This window comes from Roseibium album, from assembly GCF_001404515.1.
GTDB lineage: Bacteria > Pseudomonadota > Alphaproteobacteria > Rhizobiales > Stappiaceae > Roseibium > Roseibium album.
The window spans coordinates 162,603-178,858 of sequence record NZ_CXWE01000008.1; the positions used below are offsets into that span (position 1 = coordinate 162,603).

The 16,256-nt window shown below is 58.2% G+C and carries 16 protein-coding genes; all 16 read right to left on the bottom strand.

Annotated features, from left to right (window positions below; translation table 11 throughout):
* Positions 1-46 precede the first annotated feature (46 nt).
* The 16 genes from LA5095_RS25165 to LA5095_RS25240 all read right to left on the bottom strand — a co-directional run bounded on the left by LA5095_RS25165 (position 47) and on the right by LA5095_RS25240 (position 15,983).
* On the bottom strand, positions 47-550 hold the full coding sequence (locus LA5095_RS25165; RefSeq protein ID WP_055120075.1) for a retropepsin-like aspartic protease family protein: 504 nt from the start codon (positions 548-550) through the stop codon (positions 47-49).
* Positions 551-618: 68 nt separating this feature from the next.
* Entirely contained in the window at positions 619-1,518 is a 900-nt protein-coding gene (locus LA5095_RS25170) for a ribokinase (protein ID WP_055120077.1), read from the bottom strand.
* A 15-nt stretch (positions 1,519-1,533) separates the two neighbouring features.
* Entirely contained in the window at positions 1,534-2,163 is a 630-nt protein-coding gene (upp, locus tag LA5095_RS25175) for a uracil phosphoribosyltransferase (RefSeq protein ID WP_029062114.1), read from the bottom strand.
* 65 nt (positions 2,164-2,228) lie between these two features.
* Positions 2,229-3,470, bottom strand: coding sequence for a DUF1688 family protein (locus LA5095_RS25180; protein WP_055120079.1), 1,242 nt, complete (start codon positions 3,468-3,470; stop codon positions 2,229-2,231).
* 13 nt (positions 3,471-3,483) lie between these two features.
* Entirely contained in the window at positions 3,484-4,491 is a 1,008-nt protein-coding gene (locus LA5095_RS25185; RefSeq protein WP_055120081.1) for an adenosine deaminase, read from the bottom strand.
* A 30-nt stretch (positions 4,492-4,521) separates the two neighbouring features.
* Entirely contained in the window at positions 4,522-5,751 is a 1,230-nt protein-coding gene (locus LA5095_RS25190; protein ID WP_055120412.1) for a phosphopentomutase, read from the bottom strand.
* Positions 5,752-5,828: 77 nt separating this feature from the next.
* The gene (deoA, locus tag LA5095_RS25195) at positions 5,829-7,145 is read right to left on the bottom strand and encodes a thymidine phosphorylase (RefSeq protein ID WP_055120083.1); all 1,317 of its coding nucleotides are present in this window, start codon (positions 7,143-7,145) and stop codon (positions 5,829-5,831) included.
* 25 nt (positions 7,146-7,170) lie between these two features.
* Positions 7,171-7,953, bottom strand: a complete 783-nt coding sequence (deoC, locus tag LA5095_RS25200) for a deoxyribose-phosphate aldolase (protein WP_055120085.1) — start codon at positions 7,951-7,953, stop codon at positions 7,171-7,173.
* Complete coding sequence (locus tag LA5095_RS25205; protein WP_055120086.1) at positions 7,950-8,759, bottom strand: purine-nucleoside phosphorylase; 810 nt, start codon at positions 8,757-8,759, stop codon at positions 7,950-7,952. The genes deoC and LA5095_RS25205 overlap by 4 nt, the downstream gene beginning before the upstream one ends.
* A gap of 6 nt (positions 8,760-8,765) precedes the next feature.
* Complete coding sequence (locus LA5095_RS25210) at positions 8,766-9,164, bottom strand: cytidine deaminase (protein ID WP_055120089.1); 399 nt, start codon at positions 9,162-9,164, stop codon at positions 8,766-8,768.
* A complete protein-coding gene (locus LA5095_RS25215) occupies positions 9,161-10,135 on the bottom strand; it encodes an ABC transporter permease (RefSeq protein ID WP_408010368.1) in 975 nt (324 codons plus the stop codon). Before LA5095_RS25215 ends, LA5095_RS25210 begins: the two co-directional genes overlap by 4 nt.
* The gene (locus LA5095_RS25220; RefSeq protein WP_029062123.1) at positions 10,132-11,238 is read right to left on the bottom strand and encodes an ABC transporter permease; all 1,107 of its coding nucleotides are present in this window, start codon (positions 11,236-11,238) and stop codon (positions 10,132-10,134) included. The genes LA5095_RS25215 and LA5095_RS25220 overlap by 4 nt, the downstream gene beginning before the upstream one ends.
* Positions 11,235-12,788 carry an ABC transporter ATP-binding protein gene (locus LA5095_RS25225; protein ID WP_055120091.1) on the bottom strand — a complete coding sequence of 518 codons (1,554 nt, stop codon included), beginning with the start codon at positions 12,786-12,788 and terminating at the stop codon, positions 11,235-11,237. The genes LA5095_RS25220 and LA5095_RS25225 overlap by 4 nt, the downstream gene beginning before the upstream one ends.
* Before the next feature lie 64 nt (positions 12,789-12,852).
* A complete protein-coding gene (locus LA5095_RS25230; protein WP_055120093.1) occupies positions 12,853-13,848 on the bottom strand; it encodes a BMP family lipoprotein in 996 nt (331 codons plus the stop codon).
* Positions 13,849-13,927: 79 nt separating this feature from the next.
* Positions 13,928-14,929, bottom strand: a complete 1,002-nt coding sequence (locus tag LA5095_RS25235) for a BMP family lipoprotein (protein ID WP_029062126.1) — start codon at positions 14,927-14,929, stop codon at positions 13,928-13,930.
* A 70-nt stretch (positions 14,930-14,999) separates the two neighbouring features.
* Positions 15,000-15,983 (bottom strand): sugar-binding transcriptional regulator, encoded by a 984-nt coding sequence (locus tag LA5095_RS25240; protein ID WP_029062127.1) that lies wholly within the window; start codon positions 15,981-15,983, stop codon positions 15,000-15,002.
* Positions 15,984-16,256: the final 273 nt, after the last annotated feature.

Here is a 16,256-nt window from a genome sequence, read left to right on the forward strand (position 1 = left end):
GTCGGAAACCCGGACGTGGGTACGGGAAATCGGATTGTATTCGGGATTACTGAACAAGTACTAACGTGCCGCTGGAAATGTCAAACCGCCTGAGCTGGCTGAGCGCGGACATGCCCAGAAGCGGCACACCCAGACTGTCATCGCTCAGGACGATCGCTTCAACATTGCGGAAACGGATCGCGCCGATGCGGACCTTGTCGATCACCGTTCTGGCACCGTAAACCCGTCCGTTTGCTGTTCCGATCGGGTGCTTGTACTCGGAGGAACTCAGGAAGATTCCAATGTCTTCGGCAACCGAAACCGGCAAGGCTGTGACGGTTGCGCCCGTGTCGACAAGCATATCGATCGCCCTGCCATTCAGATAGGCATCGGCAACATAGTGTCCTCGGCGGTCAACCGATATCCGGTGTGTCCTTGGTCCCGAACCAGCGTCCACCTCATCCTGCGCCGTGTTTGCGCGGTCATCGGTGCCGATACGCGCCTCAACGAGGATCGGCACGATCGGGGCAACCCCGACAAGGATCAACAAGATGACGGCATACCGCAGCATAGTGCACCCGGATTATTCGAAGCTTTCTTCCGGGTACCACAATTTCCTTAGTGTCCTGTAAAACCAATTCAGACGATTTGATCCGCCAGTCGGCTAATGTCTTCTTTTGCCGGCGCGCTCGATTGAGCCCCGGTCGCGGTACAGGCGAGCGCACCGGCGGCAACGCCCTCCCTGAGCGCCCGCTCGAACGCAGTTCCGGCATCTAGCGCTGCTGCGAGCGCGCCGCAGAAAGCATCCCCGGCACCGGTTGTATCGACAGGCTCAATATCAGGAGATCCAATCTGAATACGATCCGGGCCCTTACCGGCCAACACGCCTCTTGCTCCGAGCGTGACGACAATCGCATGCGTTTCGTCCGCCAGACGATCCACAAATGCATCGGGATCACCCGATATTCCCAGTCTCGATGCAATGTCCGCAGCTTCACCTTCATTGACGACAAGCGTGGTGATGCCCTCGAGCAATCCGGAGAGATCCTCCGATGGCACCGGTGCGGGATTCCAAAAAACATCGGCGCCGGCGTTGCGCGCGTGCCCTATTGACCTTTCGGTCTCGGGGAACGGAATTTCTCCCTGCAACATCAGCAATCCGCCGGCGTTCGATCCGCCAACAAGCCAGCTGGAGTCAACGCGCGCATTGGCTCCACTGGCCACAATGATCTGGTTCTCTCCTGCGGCATCAACCCCGATCAGGGCCAGGCCGGTCGAGCCGGTCAATGATCTGACGCCGGCAAGGTCCACATCCGCACTACGCATGTTGGACAGGGCCAGCGCACCAAACGCATCCTGCCCGACTGCGCCAATCATGCGCACATCTGCACCGGCCCGTCTTGCAGCAAGGGCCTGGTTCGCACCCTTGCCGCCCGGGAACGTCTGATGATCCGGACCGCTGACTGTTTCTCCCGCCTTTGGCAGACGCGGGAGGACGACAACAAGGTCGAGGTTGATCGAGCCAAAAACCGTGATCATGACGAAACAGCCCGTCTACTTGGTGCCATACATCCGGTCGCCGGCATCGCCGAGACCCGGAACGATATAACCCTTTTCGTTGAGCTTCTCGTCGATCGCAGCGGTAAAGATCGGAACATCGGGGTGGTTCTCGTTGAATTTCGCAACACCCTCCGGCGCGGCCAGCAGGCACAGGAAGCGAATGTTGTTCGCCCCCCGTTCCTTGATCTTGTGAACGGCAGCGATCGCCGAGTTGGCGGTTGCCAGCATCGGGTCTACGACGATCACGAGACGCTCGTTCAGATCGTCAGGTGCCTTGAAATAATATTCGACCGGATGAAGCGTCTCCGGATCCCGGTAGAGGCCGATATGTGCAACCCGGGCTGAAGGCACGAGTTCCAGCATACCTTCGAGCAAACCGTTGCCCGCACGCAAAACGGACGCAAACACGAGTTTCTTGCCTGCCAGCATTGGCGCCTGCATCTCGGCGAGCGGCGTTTCGATGGTCTGGCGGACCAGGGGCAGATCGCGGGTCACTTCGTAACACAGCAGGGTCGATATCTCGCGCAACAGGCGCCGGAACCCCTGTGTCGATGTTCCCTTGTCGCGCATGATGGTCAACTTGTGCTGGACCAGCGGATGGCTGATGACGTTGGCTCCGGACATGTCTGCCTCTCTTTGCTCAGGTCCTGCGGACAGGACCGGTTCCGTTGTTTCTTAATGTTCAGGAGCTATGCCCCGAACGGCAACCAAAAAACAGCCCCCGGGTTGAGATATCGCCCGAGTTTTTCGCTTTCGCCGAAGCCTTCCCGCAAAAATCGCGTCCCCAGGCGGCTGGTACCGCCCTCCAGGATGCATGTCAGGGGCAATTGCTCAGCCGGAACGTCCAGTTCACGCCGCAACAAGTCCGCGAGTTTGTCTGTCAATGCGATGGTGATTGCGCGGATTTCAACCATCCTGTCCCGCACACCATCTTCTGTCGGAGCCTCGGGACCATCCCTGATCTTCAGCACGCCGGCTTTCAGGAATACGCTGGCATGCACGTCATCGGCCGGTGCGGTCAGGAGTTCCAGTTCCGAAACTTCGAAACCGGCCCAGGCGAATGGCTCAACAAGAGCGTAGACCATTTCCTGCGCCGCCATGTGAAAGGGAATGACAGTGTCGGTTTCCGCACTTCCGGTCCCTGAATGACGGAAGCTGTCCCCAAGCGTGATGTCACCGGTTTCCGCACCACCGACCCACACAGGAGCCAGCGCTTCCAGAAGCTTGTCCAAGATTACATTCGCACTGACAGCCTCCCCGCTTTCCTTTGCAAGTTCAACGGCCAGCAGCCCCGGCCTGGTATCGTCGCCTTTCGAGAACAGGTCGGGACGCAAGGCGAGTGCTTCACCAAGGCGCTTGAGGTGCTTTTGCATTGCCTCGAGAAGATCCACGTCGTCCTGAAGATCCCATTGAAGACCAAACGCGAGTTCGTCCTTTTCCATCCGGATCAAGGTGTCCGCGTCCACGCGATAGGGATCGGTCATTTCGCTTGAAAACGATCCGGCCGCGAACATGTGAAAAGTGGCAAGAGCTGACGCCTGATTGCCGGATACCCGGGTTTCGGTCATCTGGTCTTCATAGGTCCAGCCGGACGGATGCAACGTTTTCATATAGGCACCCAGGATGGCGAGATCGGCTGCGGCGGCCAGCAGTTCCTCGGCGCTTTCGAATGCACGGGCATTGGCAAGAGCCGACCAGCGGTCGATGTCGCCCGCCTCGAAGTCACGCCAAACACCGTAGGGCGGAATATGAAAATCCGGATAGTTTTCCCTGGTGGTCTCAAGAAGCATCACAAGGATGTCTGAAAGTCCGGAGAGGTCCACGTCAACGTGTTGGAGACCCGAAGAACCGGCAACGCCGAGAAGGTCCTGTGACCGGCGCCGGACTTCCTCGGGCCGAAAAAGATCCAGCGTGGAGTTTGATGTCTCCATGACGTATCCCCCCTCAGTTGCCGCCACGATCTTGTTTGGCGCTGTCCAGGCGCACCAGCAGCCGGTTCTTCGCCGCCGGTTCGCAGAACGCTGCCTCAATCGCGGTTCTGGTAATGGCCATCTGATCTTCAAACGACCAGCCGAATGTCTCCGCCACAGAGGTGTACTCCTTGCCGAGCGTCGTTCCGAAGAACGGCGGATCGTCGGAGTTCAGCGTGACCTTCACGCCTTCCTTGCGCAGGATATTCACCGGGTGAAAGCGAAGATGAGAATAGACGCCGAGCGAGACATTCGATCCCGGACAGACTTCCAGCACAACGTCCTCATCGACAAGCCGCTTCACAAGTTCCTTGTCCTCGATGGCACGAACGCCATGCCCGATGCGTTTGACCCGCAAGAATTCCAGGGCCGCGATGATGCTGTCCGGACCGCCGAACTCGCCTGCATGTGCGGTGGTTCCAAGACCGGCATCGGATGCCATTCTGAAAGCCTTGGCAAAATTTGCCGGATGGCCCGCGCGTTCGTCTCCTGCAAGACCAAACCCGGTCACAAGCGGATGCGGATTTCCGATGACTTCCTTGACCACGCGCTCGACGGATGCGGACCCGAAATGGCGCACTCCGATCGCGATCATGCGGCCTTCTATAGCCGTATCGGTCTTGGCTCGTTCGATCCCGGCGGCAAGGCCCTCGACATAGGACCTGTATGACAACCCGGCTGCCTGAGCATGGTCCGGCGATATGGTGATTTCGCCGTAAATGGCACCTTCGGCGGCCAACATCCTGAAGTAGGTTTCCGAAAGCAATGAATAATCCGCCGGTGTCTTGAACACCGAACTGGCAACATCATAGGCCTTCAGGAAGCTGGTAAAATCGGACCAGATGTATTTTCCGTTGCCGTCAATTGCTTCCGTGACGTCGACGCCATGCTGTCCGGCCAGTCGTCGTACGAGGCTGGGCGGCGCAGCGCCTTCGATGTGGCAATGCAGTTCGGCCTTCGGGACGTTGAGCGTTTCGTTCATTTCCGGCGAGACCTGCTTTGAGTGTGAGGATCAATCAATCTGTAGAAAACTCGTTCCATGCGGACCTTGCGCGATCCCGAGATGGGCCGCAACACTCTCGCCGATATCCGCATAGGTTTTTCTACCACCGACGCTTTTCCCCGCAATGCCCGGGCCGGTCGCAATCACCGGAACATTTTCCCGAGTATGGTCGGTTCCCTTCCAGGTTGGATCACAGCCGTGATCAGCTGTCAGAACAAGCAGATCTCCCGCCCGCATTCTGTTGATCATTTCCGGCAACCGCCGGTCGAAGTGTTCCAGGGCAGCCGCATAGCCCGGAACGTCACGCCGATGCCCATATAGCGAATCGAAATCGATGAAGTTGGAAAAGACCAGATCGCCGTCTTGTGCCATCTCCATCGCTTCGAGGGTCCGATCGAAGAGTTGATCGTTGCCTGCCCCCTTCAAAACCCTGGCCACACCCTGATGCGCAAAGATGTCCGAAATCTTGCCGACACCTATGACCGTTCTCCCGGCATCACTCAGGCGATCCAGCAAAGTCGGTTCAGGCGGCAGGACGGAGTAATCGCGCCGGTTGGCGGTGCGTCGGAACGTTTCGGACGACTCGCCGTCAAACGGGCGGGCAATGACACGGCCAATATTGTAGGGGTCGGCAAATTCACGAGCTGTTTCGCAGAGCTTCAGGAGCCTCTCCAGACCGAAATGTCCTTCATGTGCCGCAATCTGGATGACGGAATCCGCAGAGGTATAAAAGATCGGTTTGCCTGTCCTGACATGTTCCTCGCCAAGTTCTGCGATGATCTCGGTTCCAGATGCATGTTTGTCACCGAGAATTCCGTCCAACCCTGCGGCTTCGCTGATCTTTGCGACAAGTTCCTTCGGAAAAGCCGGAATTGTTTCCGGGAAATAGCCCCAGTCGAAGCGCACGGGAACACCGGCGATCTCCCAGTGACCGGACGGAGTATCCTTGCCGTGCGAGACTTCAGCAGCATATCCCCAGAGACCATCTGGATCTCCCGGAAAATCCAGGCCGGGAATAGCCTTTCCGGTTGAAAGACGCCCCGCAGCCCCAAGTCCGAGCCGATCCATGTTGGGCACTGACAAGGGACCGCTGCGCAGCCCTTCCCTGTCGCCCCTACCGTCCGCGCAGTGCTCGGCGATATGGCCGAGTGTATCGGACCCGGCATCGCCGAAGGCGTCCGCATCCGTGGCACCGCCAATGCCGAAACTGTCCAGAACGCACAGGATTGCACGAGGCATGGGTTTCTCCACAAATCTGTTTGTTGCCGGTCCTCCGGACCGGAAAACCGCCGGGACCGAAGTCCCGGCATACCTGTTCAAGGAGCGATGCGGCCGACAATGCTCGGGTTGTCTGCAACGTCCATCGCCGCACCGATTGTGTAGGCGTTTCGAACAGCTACTGCTGCTGTTTCGGCTTCTTGCTCCGAACGCGCGTGAACAATGGCAAGTGGAGCGTCCGAATCCACGGTGTTGCCGATACCGGCCAGATCCGTCAGGCCGACAGAAGGATCGATCACGTCGGCCGCGGCCCGGCGTCCACCGCCTAGTGCCACCACAGCAACGCCGACAGCGCGTGCATCAACCGCGGTCACAACACCCTCCATTTCGGCATATACCGGAGCCTGGACCGGCGCCTTTGCAAGATAGACCTCGCATTTTTCCAGGAAGTCGACCGGACCGCCAAGCGCGTGGACCATCTGCGCGAATTTCTCTGCGGCCTTGCCGCTGTCAAAGGCTTCACGCATCATTTCAGCACCCGCTTCGGCGGTGGGTGCGATGCCCCCGGACGCCAGCAATTCGCCACCCTGTGCAACGGTGACATCCCAGAGGCGGTTGTCCACTGCTGTGCCTTTCAGAAAATCGACTGCATTCTGCATTTCGACCGCGTTGCCCGCAGCCGACGCAAGTGGCTCGTTCATGTCGGTCAGGAGTGCAGTCGTCTTGAGACCAGCGCCGTTGGCAACCAGAACCAGGCTTTCAGCAAGAGCCCGGGCCTCTTCCAGAGACGCCATAAAAGCACCTGATCCCCATTTGACATCCAGCACCAGACCCTGGAGCCCGGCAGCCAGTTTCTTTGAAAGAATGGATGCCGTGATGAGATCGATGCTTTCGACAGTCGCCGTTACGTCCCTGATCGCATAAAAACGCTTGTCCGCTGGTGCAAGATTGCCGGTCTGGCCAATGACAGCGCACCCGATATCGCGGACCACCTTCTTGAAAAGAAGATTGTCCGGCTGCGTCTGGTAGCCCGGGATGCTGTCGAACTTGTCAAGCGTACCGCCGGTATGACCGAGGCCACGTCCGGAAATCATCGGAACGGCAGCGCCGCAGGCAGCAAGCGCCGGAGCCAACATGAGAGAAACATTGTCACCGACACCGCCGGTCGAATGCTTGTCCAGAATTGGCGCGTCGACTTCCATCCAGTCCATTACGTCACCGCTGTCACGCATGGCCAGGGTCAGCGCAACCCGTTCCTCGACCGTGAGCCCCTTGAAGAACACGGCCATGGCAAGCGCGGAAACCTGCCCTTCGGTGACCGAGCCATCTGCGAGCCCACGAACGAAGAATGCAATTTCTTCGGCGTCCAACGTTCCACCGTCGCGTTTCTTGCGAATGAGTTCCTGCGGCAACATTCTTCTTGTCCTTTTTGACGCCGTCTCAATAGCCGTGGTGGGAATGGTCAACGATTTCCTGACCCTCGATGGTGGAAATCAGAGAGTCCAGCAAGCCACTTGCGCCAAACCGGAACGTTGTCGCCGACACCCAGTTGTGACCCATGATCCTGTCGGCCAGCGCAAGATATGCGGCCGCATCTTCAGCTGTCTTGATACCGCCGGCCGGTTTGAAGCCGATAACCCGTTCCGCATCGTCCCGGCGCGCTTCTTCAATCGCCGTCAGCATGATCTCGGCGGCTTCCAAAGTGGCGTTGACTGCAACCTTACCCGTGGAGGTCTTGATGAAATCTGCTCCGGCAGCGATCGCCACATTGGATGCGGCGTGGATCAAAAGCGGATCCTTGATTTCACCGGTTTCCAGAATGACTTTTAAAATAGCCGGCTCCGGGATCGCCGCTTTCACGCGGATGATCTGCTCCTCGGCAAAGCCCTTCCGGCCTTCGCAGAAAGCCTTGTAAGGCATGACCAGGTCGATCTCGTTGGCTCTGTCTGCGAGCGCCTTCTCAGTCTCGGCAACAACGGCGTCCGTGTCTTCGCCGCCGTCCGGAAAGTTGACGACCGTGGCAACCTTGACACCCGTTCCGGTCAATTCCTTCGCAGCCTGTGCAACAAAGCGAGGCCAGACGCACACAGCGGCCACGGAACCGTGGTCGGTCACGGTCCGATCCGTCAAACTGCTGACGTCTTCAGCAGTGCAGTCGTCATTCAGGTTGGTCAGGTCCACGAGCCCGAGGGCACGCGCTGCAATTTCGATCATATCGCTCATTGACCGATCTCCTTCACAAAGGCCCTTACGAGCTGTTTCATCCGTTCCATGCCCATCAAAGCCATGGTCTTGGTCTCATCATGGGACAGAGCATGGGTCTGCAGTCCGGCGCCATAGTTGGTGATGATCGAAAGCGCCGCGACCCTGAGGCCCAGGAAGCGTGCGATGATGACCTCCGGCACCGTTGACATGCCGACTGCGTCCGCACCAAGTTTCTTTGCCAAACGGATTTCCGCAGGCGTTTCGAAGGATGGGCCGGAGAACCACATGTAGATCCCGTCCGCGACCGGATCACCGGTTTCCGCTGCGACCTTCTTCATAACGGCCTGCAGCTCCGGATCGTAGGCCGCGCTGAGATCAAGGAAGCGTTTTTCGTCCTCTTCCCCGATCAGCGGGTTCTTGCCGGACCAGTTGATGTGATCAGAGATCAGCATCGGCGACCCGGGCGCAACTTCTTCGCGCAGGGATCCCGCAGCGTTGGTCGCGAGCAGAACCTCACAGCCGAGTTCCTTCAATGTTTCAACCGGCGTGCGCATGACCGTCGGATTACCGCTTTCATAGTAGTGCGCGCGCCCGGACAGGATCACCACCGGTACACCGGCCAGCATTCCGGCGACAAGCTCGCTGGAGTGGGATGTTACCGTGGACACCGGAAACTCTGTCAGGTGTGCGTAAGGAATGCGAACGGCATCCTCGACCTCTTCCGCCAGGGCTCCAAGCCCCGAGCCGAGAATCATGCCAATTTTGTAGGAACCCTTGCGGGCTGCGCGGACGATGTCCGCGCATTCACGGCCGTAACCACTCATTGAGGGTCAGTCCTTCCTGTCTTCAAGTTCAAATGCGGCAGGCAACAGCTCCTCGAGCGTGAAACTGCGCTTGATGCCATTCAGATCGGCGATATGAACAACGAGATTGTCTGCGCCGAATTCGGCGAAACGCTGACGGCAGATGCCGCAAGGTGTGCAAAGTGCGGCGTCGCCGACAACAACCGCTTCCTCAATCTCGCGGTGACCCGCAGCAATCATGGCGCTGACCGCACCACCTTCGGCGCAGACACTGACCGGATAAGAGGCGTTTTCAACGTTGCAGCCGGTAAAAACTGACCCGTCCGGCGTGCGGAACGCTGCCCCTACCAGAAAGTTCGAATAGGGCGCATAAGCCTTTTCGCGAACAGATTTGGCCGCCTCGAACAATGCGTTCAAATCGCTCATGAGCGCTCCTTCAGATAGGGAATGCCCGCTGCCTTCGGCGGGATCGCCTTGCCAATGAAGCCGGCAAGCAGGACGACGGTGAGGACATAGGGCAGCGCCTGAAACACCTGCAGGGGGACTTCACCGATCAGCCAGATTTCAACGCCTTGCAACCGGGTGCCAGCCGCATCAAGAAAACCGAACAGCAGACAGGTAAACATTGCACTGACCGGCTTCCACTTCGCAAAGATTAGCGCCGCCAGTGCCATGAAACCCTGACCGGCCGTCATGTTGACGCCAAAGCCCGAGCCAACAGCGATCGAGAGATAGGATCCCGCAACACCGCAGAGGATGCCGCACGCAATGACGGCGCGATACCGCATCCAGACAACCGAGATGCCCGCGGTGTCAACGGCGGCCGGGTTTTCGCCCACTGCACGCAGGCGCAGGCCAAAGCGGGTTCGGAACAGGATCCACCAGGTCAGCGGAACGGCAAGAAAGGCGACGTAGACGAGAATCTTGTGCCCCGACAAAACTTCTGCATAGAACGGGCCGATGATCGGAATATTGCGGACCTGTTCCGCAAACGGCCACACGATTTCGGTAAAACGTCCTCCGTCGGGCAAAGACGGAGTTCTTCCCCCCTGGCGGAACCAGGTTTGCCCCAGGAGCGCTGTCAGCCCGGCAGCCAGAAAATTGATGGCAACGCCAGAGACAATCTGGTTGCCCCGGTTTGAAATCGACGCAAATCCATGCAGAAGGCTGAGCAGAACGGAGACCGAAATCCCGGCCAGAAGACCCAGCCAGGCGTTGGCGGTGATGTAGGCAACCGCTCCTGCGCCGAATGCCGCACCGAGCATCTTGCCTTCAAGTCCGATGTCAACAACACCCGAACGTTCGGAATAGAGCCCCGCAAGGCAGGCCAGCAGCAAAGGCGTCGACACGCGGATTGTTGCGTCCATCATCAAAATGATTGTCTCGAACATGATCACGCCTCCTTCGCGGCAAGGGCCTGGGAGGGCGTGAAGAACCTGACAATCGCCGGCCGGAACATGTGTTCAAGCGCCCCTGCAAACAGAATGACAAGACCCTGGATGACGATGATCATGTCGCGGGTGATGTTCGGCATTTCAAACGAGAGTTCCGCGCCGCCCTGGTAGAGCATGCCGAACAGCACGGCCGCCAGGATGATGCCGACAGGATGGGCGCGCCCCATGAGAGCGACCGCGATACCGACAAAGCCGTAACCGGTGACGAAATCGATCAACAACCGGTGTTGCGAGCCCATGATTTCGTTGATTGCCATCATGCCCGCGAGACCGCCGGATATCAGCATCGTGACAACGATGATGCGCACCGGTGAAATCCCGGCATAGACGGCCGCCGTGGCGTTGGCGCCGAAGGACCTGATTTCATAACCGAGTTTCGTGCGCCAGATCAGGAACCAGACGGCCACACAGGCAGCCAGAGCCACGAACAAGGACAGGTTCACCGGCGCATAGCCGAAGCCGAAGGACGGGAAAACGTCGTTCAGAAACGGCAGCCGGCCGCCATCTTCAAAGGTCCGGGTCTCGTTCTGCATGGAGCCCGGCTTCTTCAGGACATTGCCCAGCAGGTACACCATGAACGAAAACGAAATGTAGTTGAACATGATGGTGGTGATAACCACGTGGCTGCCGCGCTTGGCCTGCAACCAGGCCGGAATGAAAGCCCAGGCTGCTCCCATCGCAGCCGATCCAAGGATCGCGAATGGCAATGTCACGTACCAGGGTACGTACTGGTCGAGCGCCAGGCAGGCGAACGCAACCCCGAGGCCACCGACATAAGCCTGCCCTTCACCGCCGATGTTGAACAGACCTGCGTGAAAGGCGACCGCGACAGCAAGGCCGGTGAAAATGAAGTTGGTCGCATAAAACAGCGTGAACCCGAAGCCCTCGGCATAACCGAGCGACCCCCAGAGGAGGACCTTGACGGCGTCCAGCGGATTTTCCCCGATCAGGATAACGACCAGTCCGGATACCAGAAAGGCAGCTGAAAGATTCAGGAAGGGGATTAGGCCGAGATCGACCCAGCGCGGAAGTTGACCGCCACTCATTGGACGCCTCCTTCAGCTGTCATGCGATTGTCTTCGACACCTGCCATGAGCAGGCCGAGTTCGCCCTCATCAGCGTTGCTCCCCCGCTCTCCGACAATCTTGCCATCAAACATCACCAGAACCCTGTCCGACAGCGCACGGATTTCGTCGAGTTCCACCGAAACAAGCAAAATGCCCTTGCCTGCATCGCGCAGTTCAACGATCCGCCGGTGAATAAACTCAATTGCACCAATGTCGACACCGCGTGTCGGCTGACCGATCAACAATACCTCCGGGTCCCGCTCTATCTCCCGTGCCAGAACAATTTTCTGCTGGTTGCCACCGGAGAAATTCGCCGTCTTGAGCATCGGATTGGGTGGTCGGATATCGTATTTCTCGATCTCGGCGACCGCGTTTTTCTTGATCGCCGCCAGGTCCATCAGCAAGCCCCGGGAATAGGCGGGGTCGCGGTGATAACCAAGAATGGAATTCTCGTATTCGGTGAAGCTGTTGATCAGGCCCATACGGTGCCGGTCTTCCGGCACGTGGCCCATGTTTTTCTTGCGCATGTCCGCAGCATCAAGTGTGCTGGTGCCAAGATCTATGCTTTCACCATGGATTTTTAGCGTTCCGCTTGTGGCGCGGCGAATGCCGGACAGTGTCTCCAGCAGTTCGGACTGTCCATTGCCCGACACTCCGGCGATGCCGACAATTTCGCCGGCCCGGACCGAAAGGCTCACATCCTTGACAACCTGGACACCACGGCTGTCAGTGACCGTGAGATTTTCAACTTCCATGACCGGCGCTTCCGGTTGCGCCGGCTCCTTGTCGACACGCAGCAGAACCGACCGGCCAACCATCAACTCGGCCAGTTCTTCCATGGAGGTGTTCCCCGTCTCCCTGGTCGCCACCATCTCGCCGCGGCGCATGACGGACACCGTGTCGGTGACAGCCATGATTTCGCGCAGCTTGTGCGTAATCAACAGGACAGTCTTTCCCTGATTCTTGAGAACGTCGAGGATCTTGAACAGATGGTCCGCCTCTGCCGGTGTGAGAACACCGGTCGGTTCGTCAAGGATCAAAACCTCGGCACTGCGGTAGAGTGCTTTCAATATTTCAACACGTTGCTGCAGACCGACGGGCAGATCCTGAATGAGGGCCTCCGGGTCGACGCGCAGCTCATATTCTTCTTCCAGACGCTTCAATTCGGTGCGCGCACGCGACAGCCCGCCTGCCAGCAGCGCACTGTCCTCCGCGCCGAGAACCACGTTTTCCAGAACCGAAAAATTGTCGACCAGCATGAAATGCTGGTGAACCATGCCGATCCCCATGCCGATGGCGGCCTTGGAGTCCGCGATCGTCACTTTCTTGCCTTTGATGATTATGTCGCCGTCATCAGCATGATAGAACCCGTAGAGAATTGACATGAGCGTCGACTTGCCCGCGCCATTTTCTCCTATGATCCCGTGGATGGACCCTTTTTTCACAACAAGATCAATGTCCTTGTTGGCATGAACCGGTCCAAAACTCTTGTTGATCTTGCGCAGCTCAATTGCCGGAATTTCGCTCATGCCGTCCCCCAGGCCCGACGTAGTTTGCTTTTCATTTCTGTTTGCCCATCGCCGCAAACGTACCTCAGTATGGGCACACTCCGTCACTGATGACATCATGAACCTTGATGGTTCCGTCTGATATTCCGGCAACTGCCGCATCGGCCGCAGTTTTCATTTCATCGGAAATCAATGGCCTGTTGTTCTCGTCCAGAACCCAGTCCATACCACCTTCCGCAAGGCCAAGGACTTGAATACCCGGCGAAAACGAGCCTTCCCGGGCAGAATTGAAGCTGTCAAACACGGCGTTGTCGACGCGTTTGCGGATCGACGTCAGAACCTTGCCCTTGTGCAGTCCATTCTGGTTGCTATCCGTCCCGATGCCCAGCACGCCCGCATCCGCGGCAGCCTGCAACACGCCAAGCCCGGTGCCACCCGCTGCCTGAAGCACCACATCAGCACCGCGTTTGATCTGAGCAGTTGCCAATTCGCCTCCACGAACCGGATTGGCAAACGCGGCAGGCGTGTCGCCGGTCATGTTGAACAGCACCTTGATGTCAGGGTCGGCCGACAAGGCACCCTGTTTGTAGCCGCAGAGAAATCTCTGAATGATCGGGATGTCCATGCCCCCGACAAAACCGACAGTGCCAGACTCCGAAGCCATCGCGGCGAGCAGGCCGCCGATATAGGCACCTTCGTGCTCCTTGAAGACATAGGAACGCACGTTAGGCTGATCGACCACCATGTCGACGATCGCAAAGTCGGAATTTGGAAAAGCCTCTGCCGCCTGCTTCAGGGCGTTGGCCTGGTTGAAGCCTATCGCGATGACAGGTGCATTGCCCCTGCTTGCAAAATTGCGCAACGCCTGCAGACTTTGGGCGTCGCGTTCCAGTTCGAATTCCCTGACATTCTCGCCGGTCTCTTCCATGTACCGTTTCACGCCGGCAAAGGCGCTCTCGTTGAATGAGCCGTCGAACTTACCACCAACGGAGTAGACGATGGCCGGGTCGGCGCAGGCAGCCGTGGCAGAGAGCGCGGCAACGAATATCGCTGCGCAGGCGCTTGAGCTCAGACGGAACATCCGGTCCCCCAACTGGCTAGAACATATTATGGGAAACCTCCGCGCCCATGCGCGGAGGCTGCAGTGGTCTGGCCGTCACTTAGCCCGGGCAGGATTCATCGGCCATGTAGTCATGGACAACAACTTCGCCGGAGATGATTTTCTGGGTGGCTTCTTCGACGGCCGCCTTCATCTCGTCGTTAACGAGTTCCGCGTTGTTGGCGTCGAGTGCCCAGTCAACGCCACCTTCCTGCAGGCCGAGAACCTCGAAGCCGGAAGACCAGTTATCGTTCTTGGCATCTTCAAACGCCTGGAAGACGGCGATGTCGACACGCTTCAGCATGGATGTCAGCACGGATCCCGGGTGCAGGCCGTTCTGATTGCTGTCGACGCCGATGCCGAGTTTACCTGCATCGGCTGCAGCCTGGAGAACACCAATGCCGGTGCCGCCTGCCGCGTGGTAGACAACATCCGCGCCACGATCGAACTGCGACTTGGCCAACTCTCCGCCCTTGACCGGATCGTTCCAGGCGGCGCCGGTTGTGCCGGTCATGTTTTCAAACACTTCCGCATCCGACTGCACGGCCATTACGCCCTGCTTGTAGCCGCAGGCGAACTTGCGGATCAATGGAATGTCCATCCCGCCGACAAAACCGACCTTCCCGGTTTCGGAAGCCATCGCGGCAAGCATGCCGACGATGTAGGACCCTTCATGTTCCTTGAACAGGATCGAGCGGACGTTCGGCAGATCGACGACCATGTCGACAATCGCGAACTGTGTATCGGGGAATTCCTTTGCAACCTTCTCAACCGCATTGGCCTGCGAGAAGCCGATAGCCACGATCGGGTTCATGCCGCGCTTGGCAAAGTTGCGCAAAGCCTGTTCACGCTGAGCGTCGTTCTGAATTTCGAAATCACGGAATTCAACGCCGTAGTCGGCCTTGAACTTCTCGGCTCCGGTGAAAGCTGCCTGGTTGAACGATTCGTCATTCCGACCGCCCAGATCGTATAGCACGGCGGGCTTGATATCGGCTGCTTGTGCACTCGCGATGGAAAAGGCCAGTCCGGCAAGCGCCGTGCCGATGGTTAGAAACTTTTTCACGTATATGTCCTCCGACATGCGGGGGCCTGTCTTATCTGACCGGCCCGTTTCCCCTCGTGACCCAGCCGCTTCATGCGGACTGTGCCAGTTGCAATCCGACCCGCGAACTCAGAGCCCTCGCGAGGGTCTCGTCTGCCACCAGATCGGTAATGACACCGGTACGTAGTGCAGCAAGCGTGGCATCCACCTTGCTCTCGCCACCCACCAGCGCAATCACGCGGCGCCCGCGCACTTCGTCAAAGTGCAGACCGACGGCACAATCGCCGAGCGGATCGGGAGCCAGTTCTCCTTCAATCGTCAAAAAGCGGCCCATCAAATCACAGACCGCCCCGCAAGACATCAATTCTTCCTGTTCCTGCTTTGAAATCATGCCGCGCTGAACCAGATGCCCCTCATTCTCAACCGAACCGATGCCAATGAGAAACGCATCGGACTGGCGCGCGCGCGCCATCAGGTCCTGCACGCTCCGCTGTGTCAGGAACATCGCCTTCTCGTCCAGGTTCTCCGCAAAATAGGGAACAGGAAGGTAATAACCGATGCCGCCGGTTCTCTCCTGCATTTTCTGGACGATGTCATATGGGTTGGCAGCAAGAGTGCGGGTGAGCGATCCACAGATCGACATGATTTCGAGATCGGACCGCGCCGTCTTCGGCAGCGATTCTACCGCCGCCGTCAATGTCCGACCCATGCCGACACCCAACCGTGTGACGTGTGCACCCGTTAGCAGGCCAGTGAGAAACTGCGACGCTGAAACCGCAATCGCACGCAGGACAGCTTCATCATCTCCGCCGCCGAGATCGGGTGCTATGATGCAGTTGGTCAGGCTGAAATAGTGAGAAAGTTCCTTTTCCAGCTGCAGACATTCCATTGGCCTGCCGTCAACCTGGAACTTCACGTAACCTGCCTTTTGGGCGTGGGCAATGAGACGATGCACCTTTGCCGGAGACACACCCAATTGGGATGCGATCTCACCTTGCGTGCGGCCGCCCACGAACGACAGCCAGGCCGCCCGGATGGCCATGTAAGATGTCCAGTCGTCTTCGCGCGTCTGCATACTGCGTCAGCACCTTCCCCTCTGGTTGGCGCAGCCGATGCGGCTCCGACCAACGATACACCGCTCCTTGGTGGAGCTTTTCATTGTCGCGCATACTTCGCTATATGCGCTGAAAAATTCTTCATCTAGTGAGAATTTCTTCAGATCATGCCCAGCAAGGGCGTATCCGTCAACCCACAAAACGTCCGAATTTTGGGCATTTTGCTGCATTTCACCGCAGGCATGGTCCACATTGGCAACCTGGCGGCACGGCAATTTTTGCCGGTTGATGTC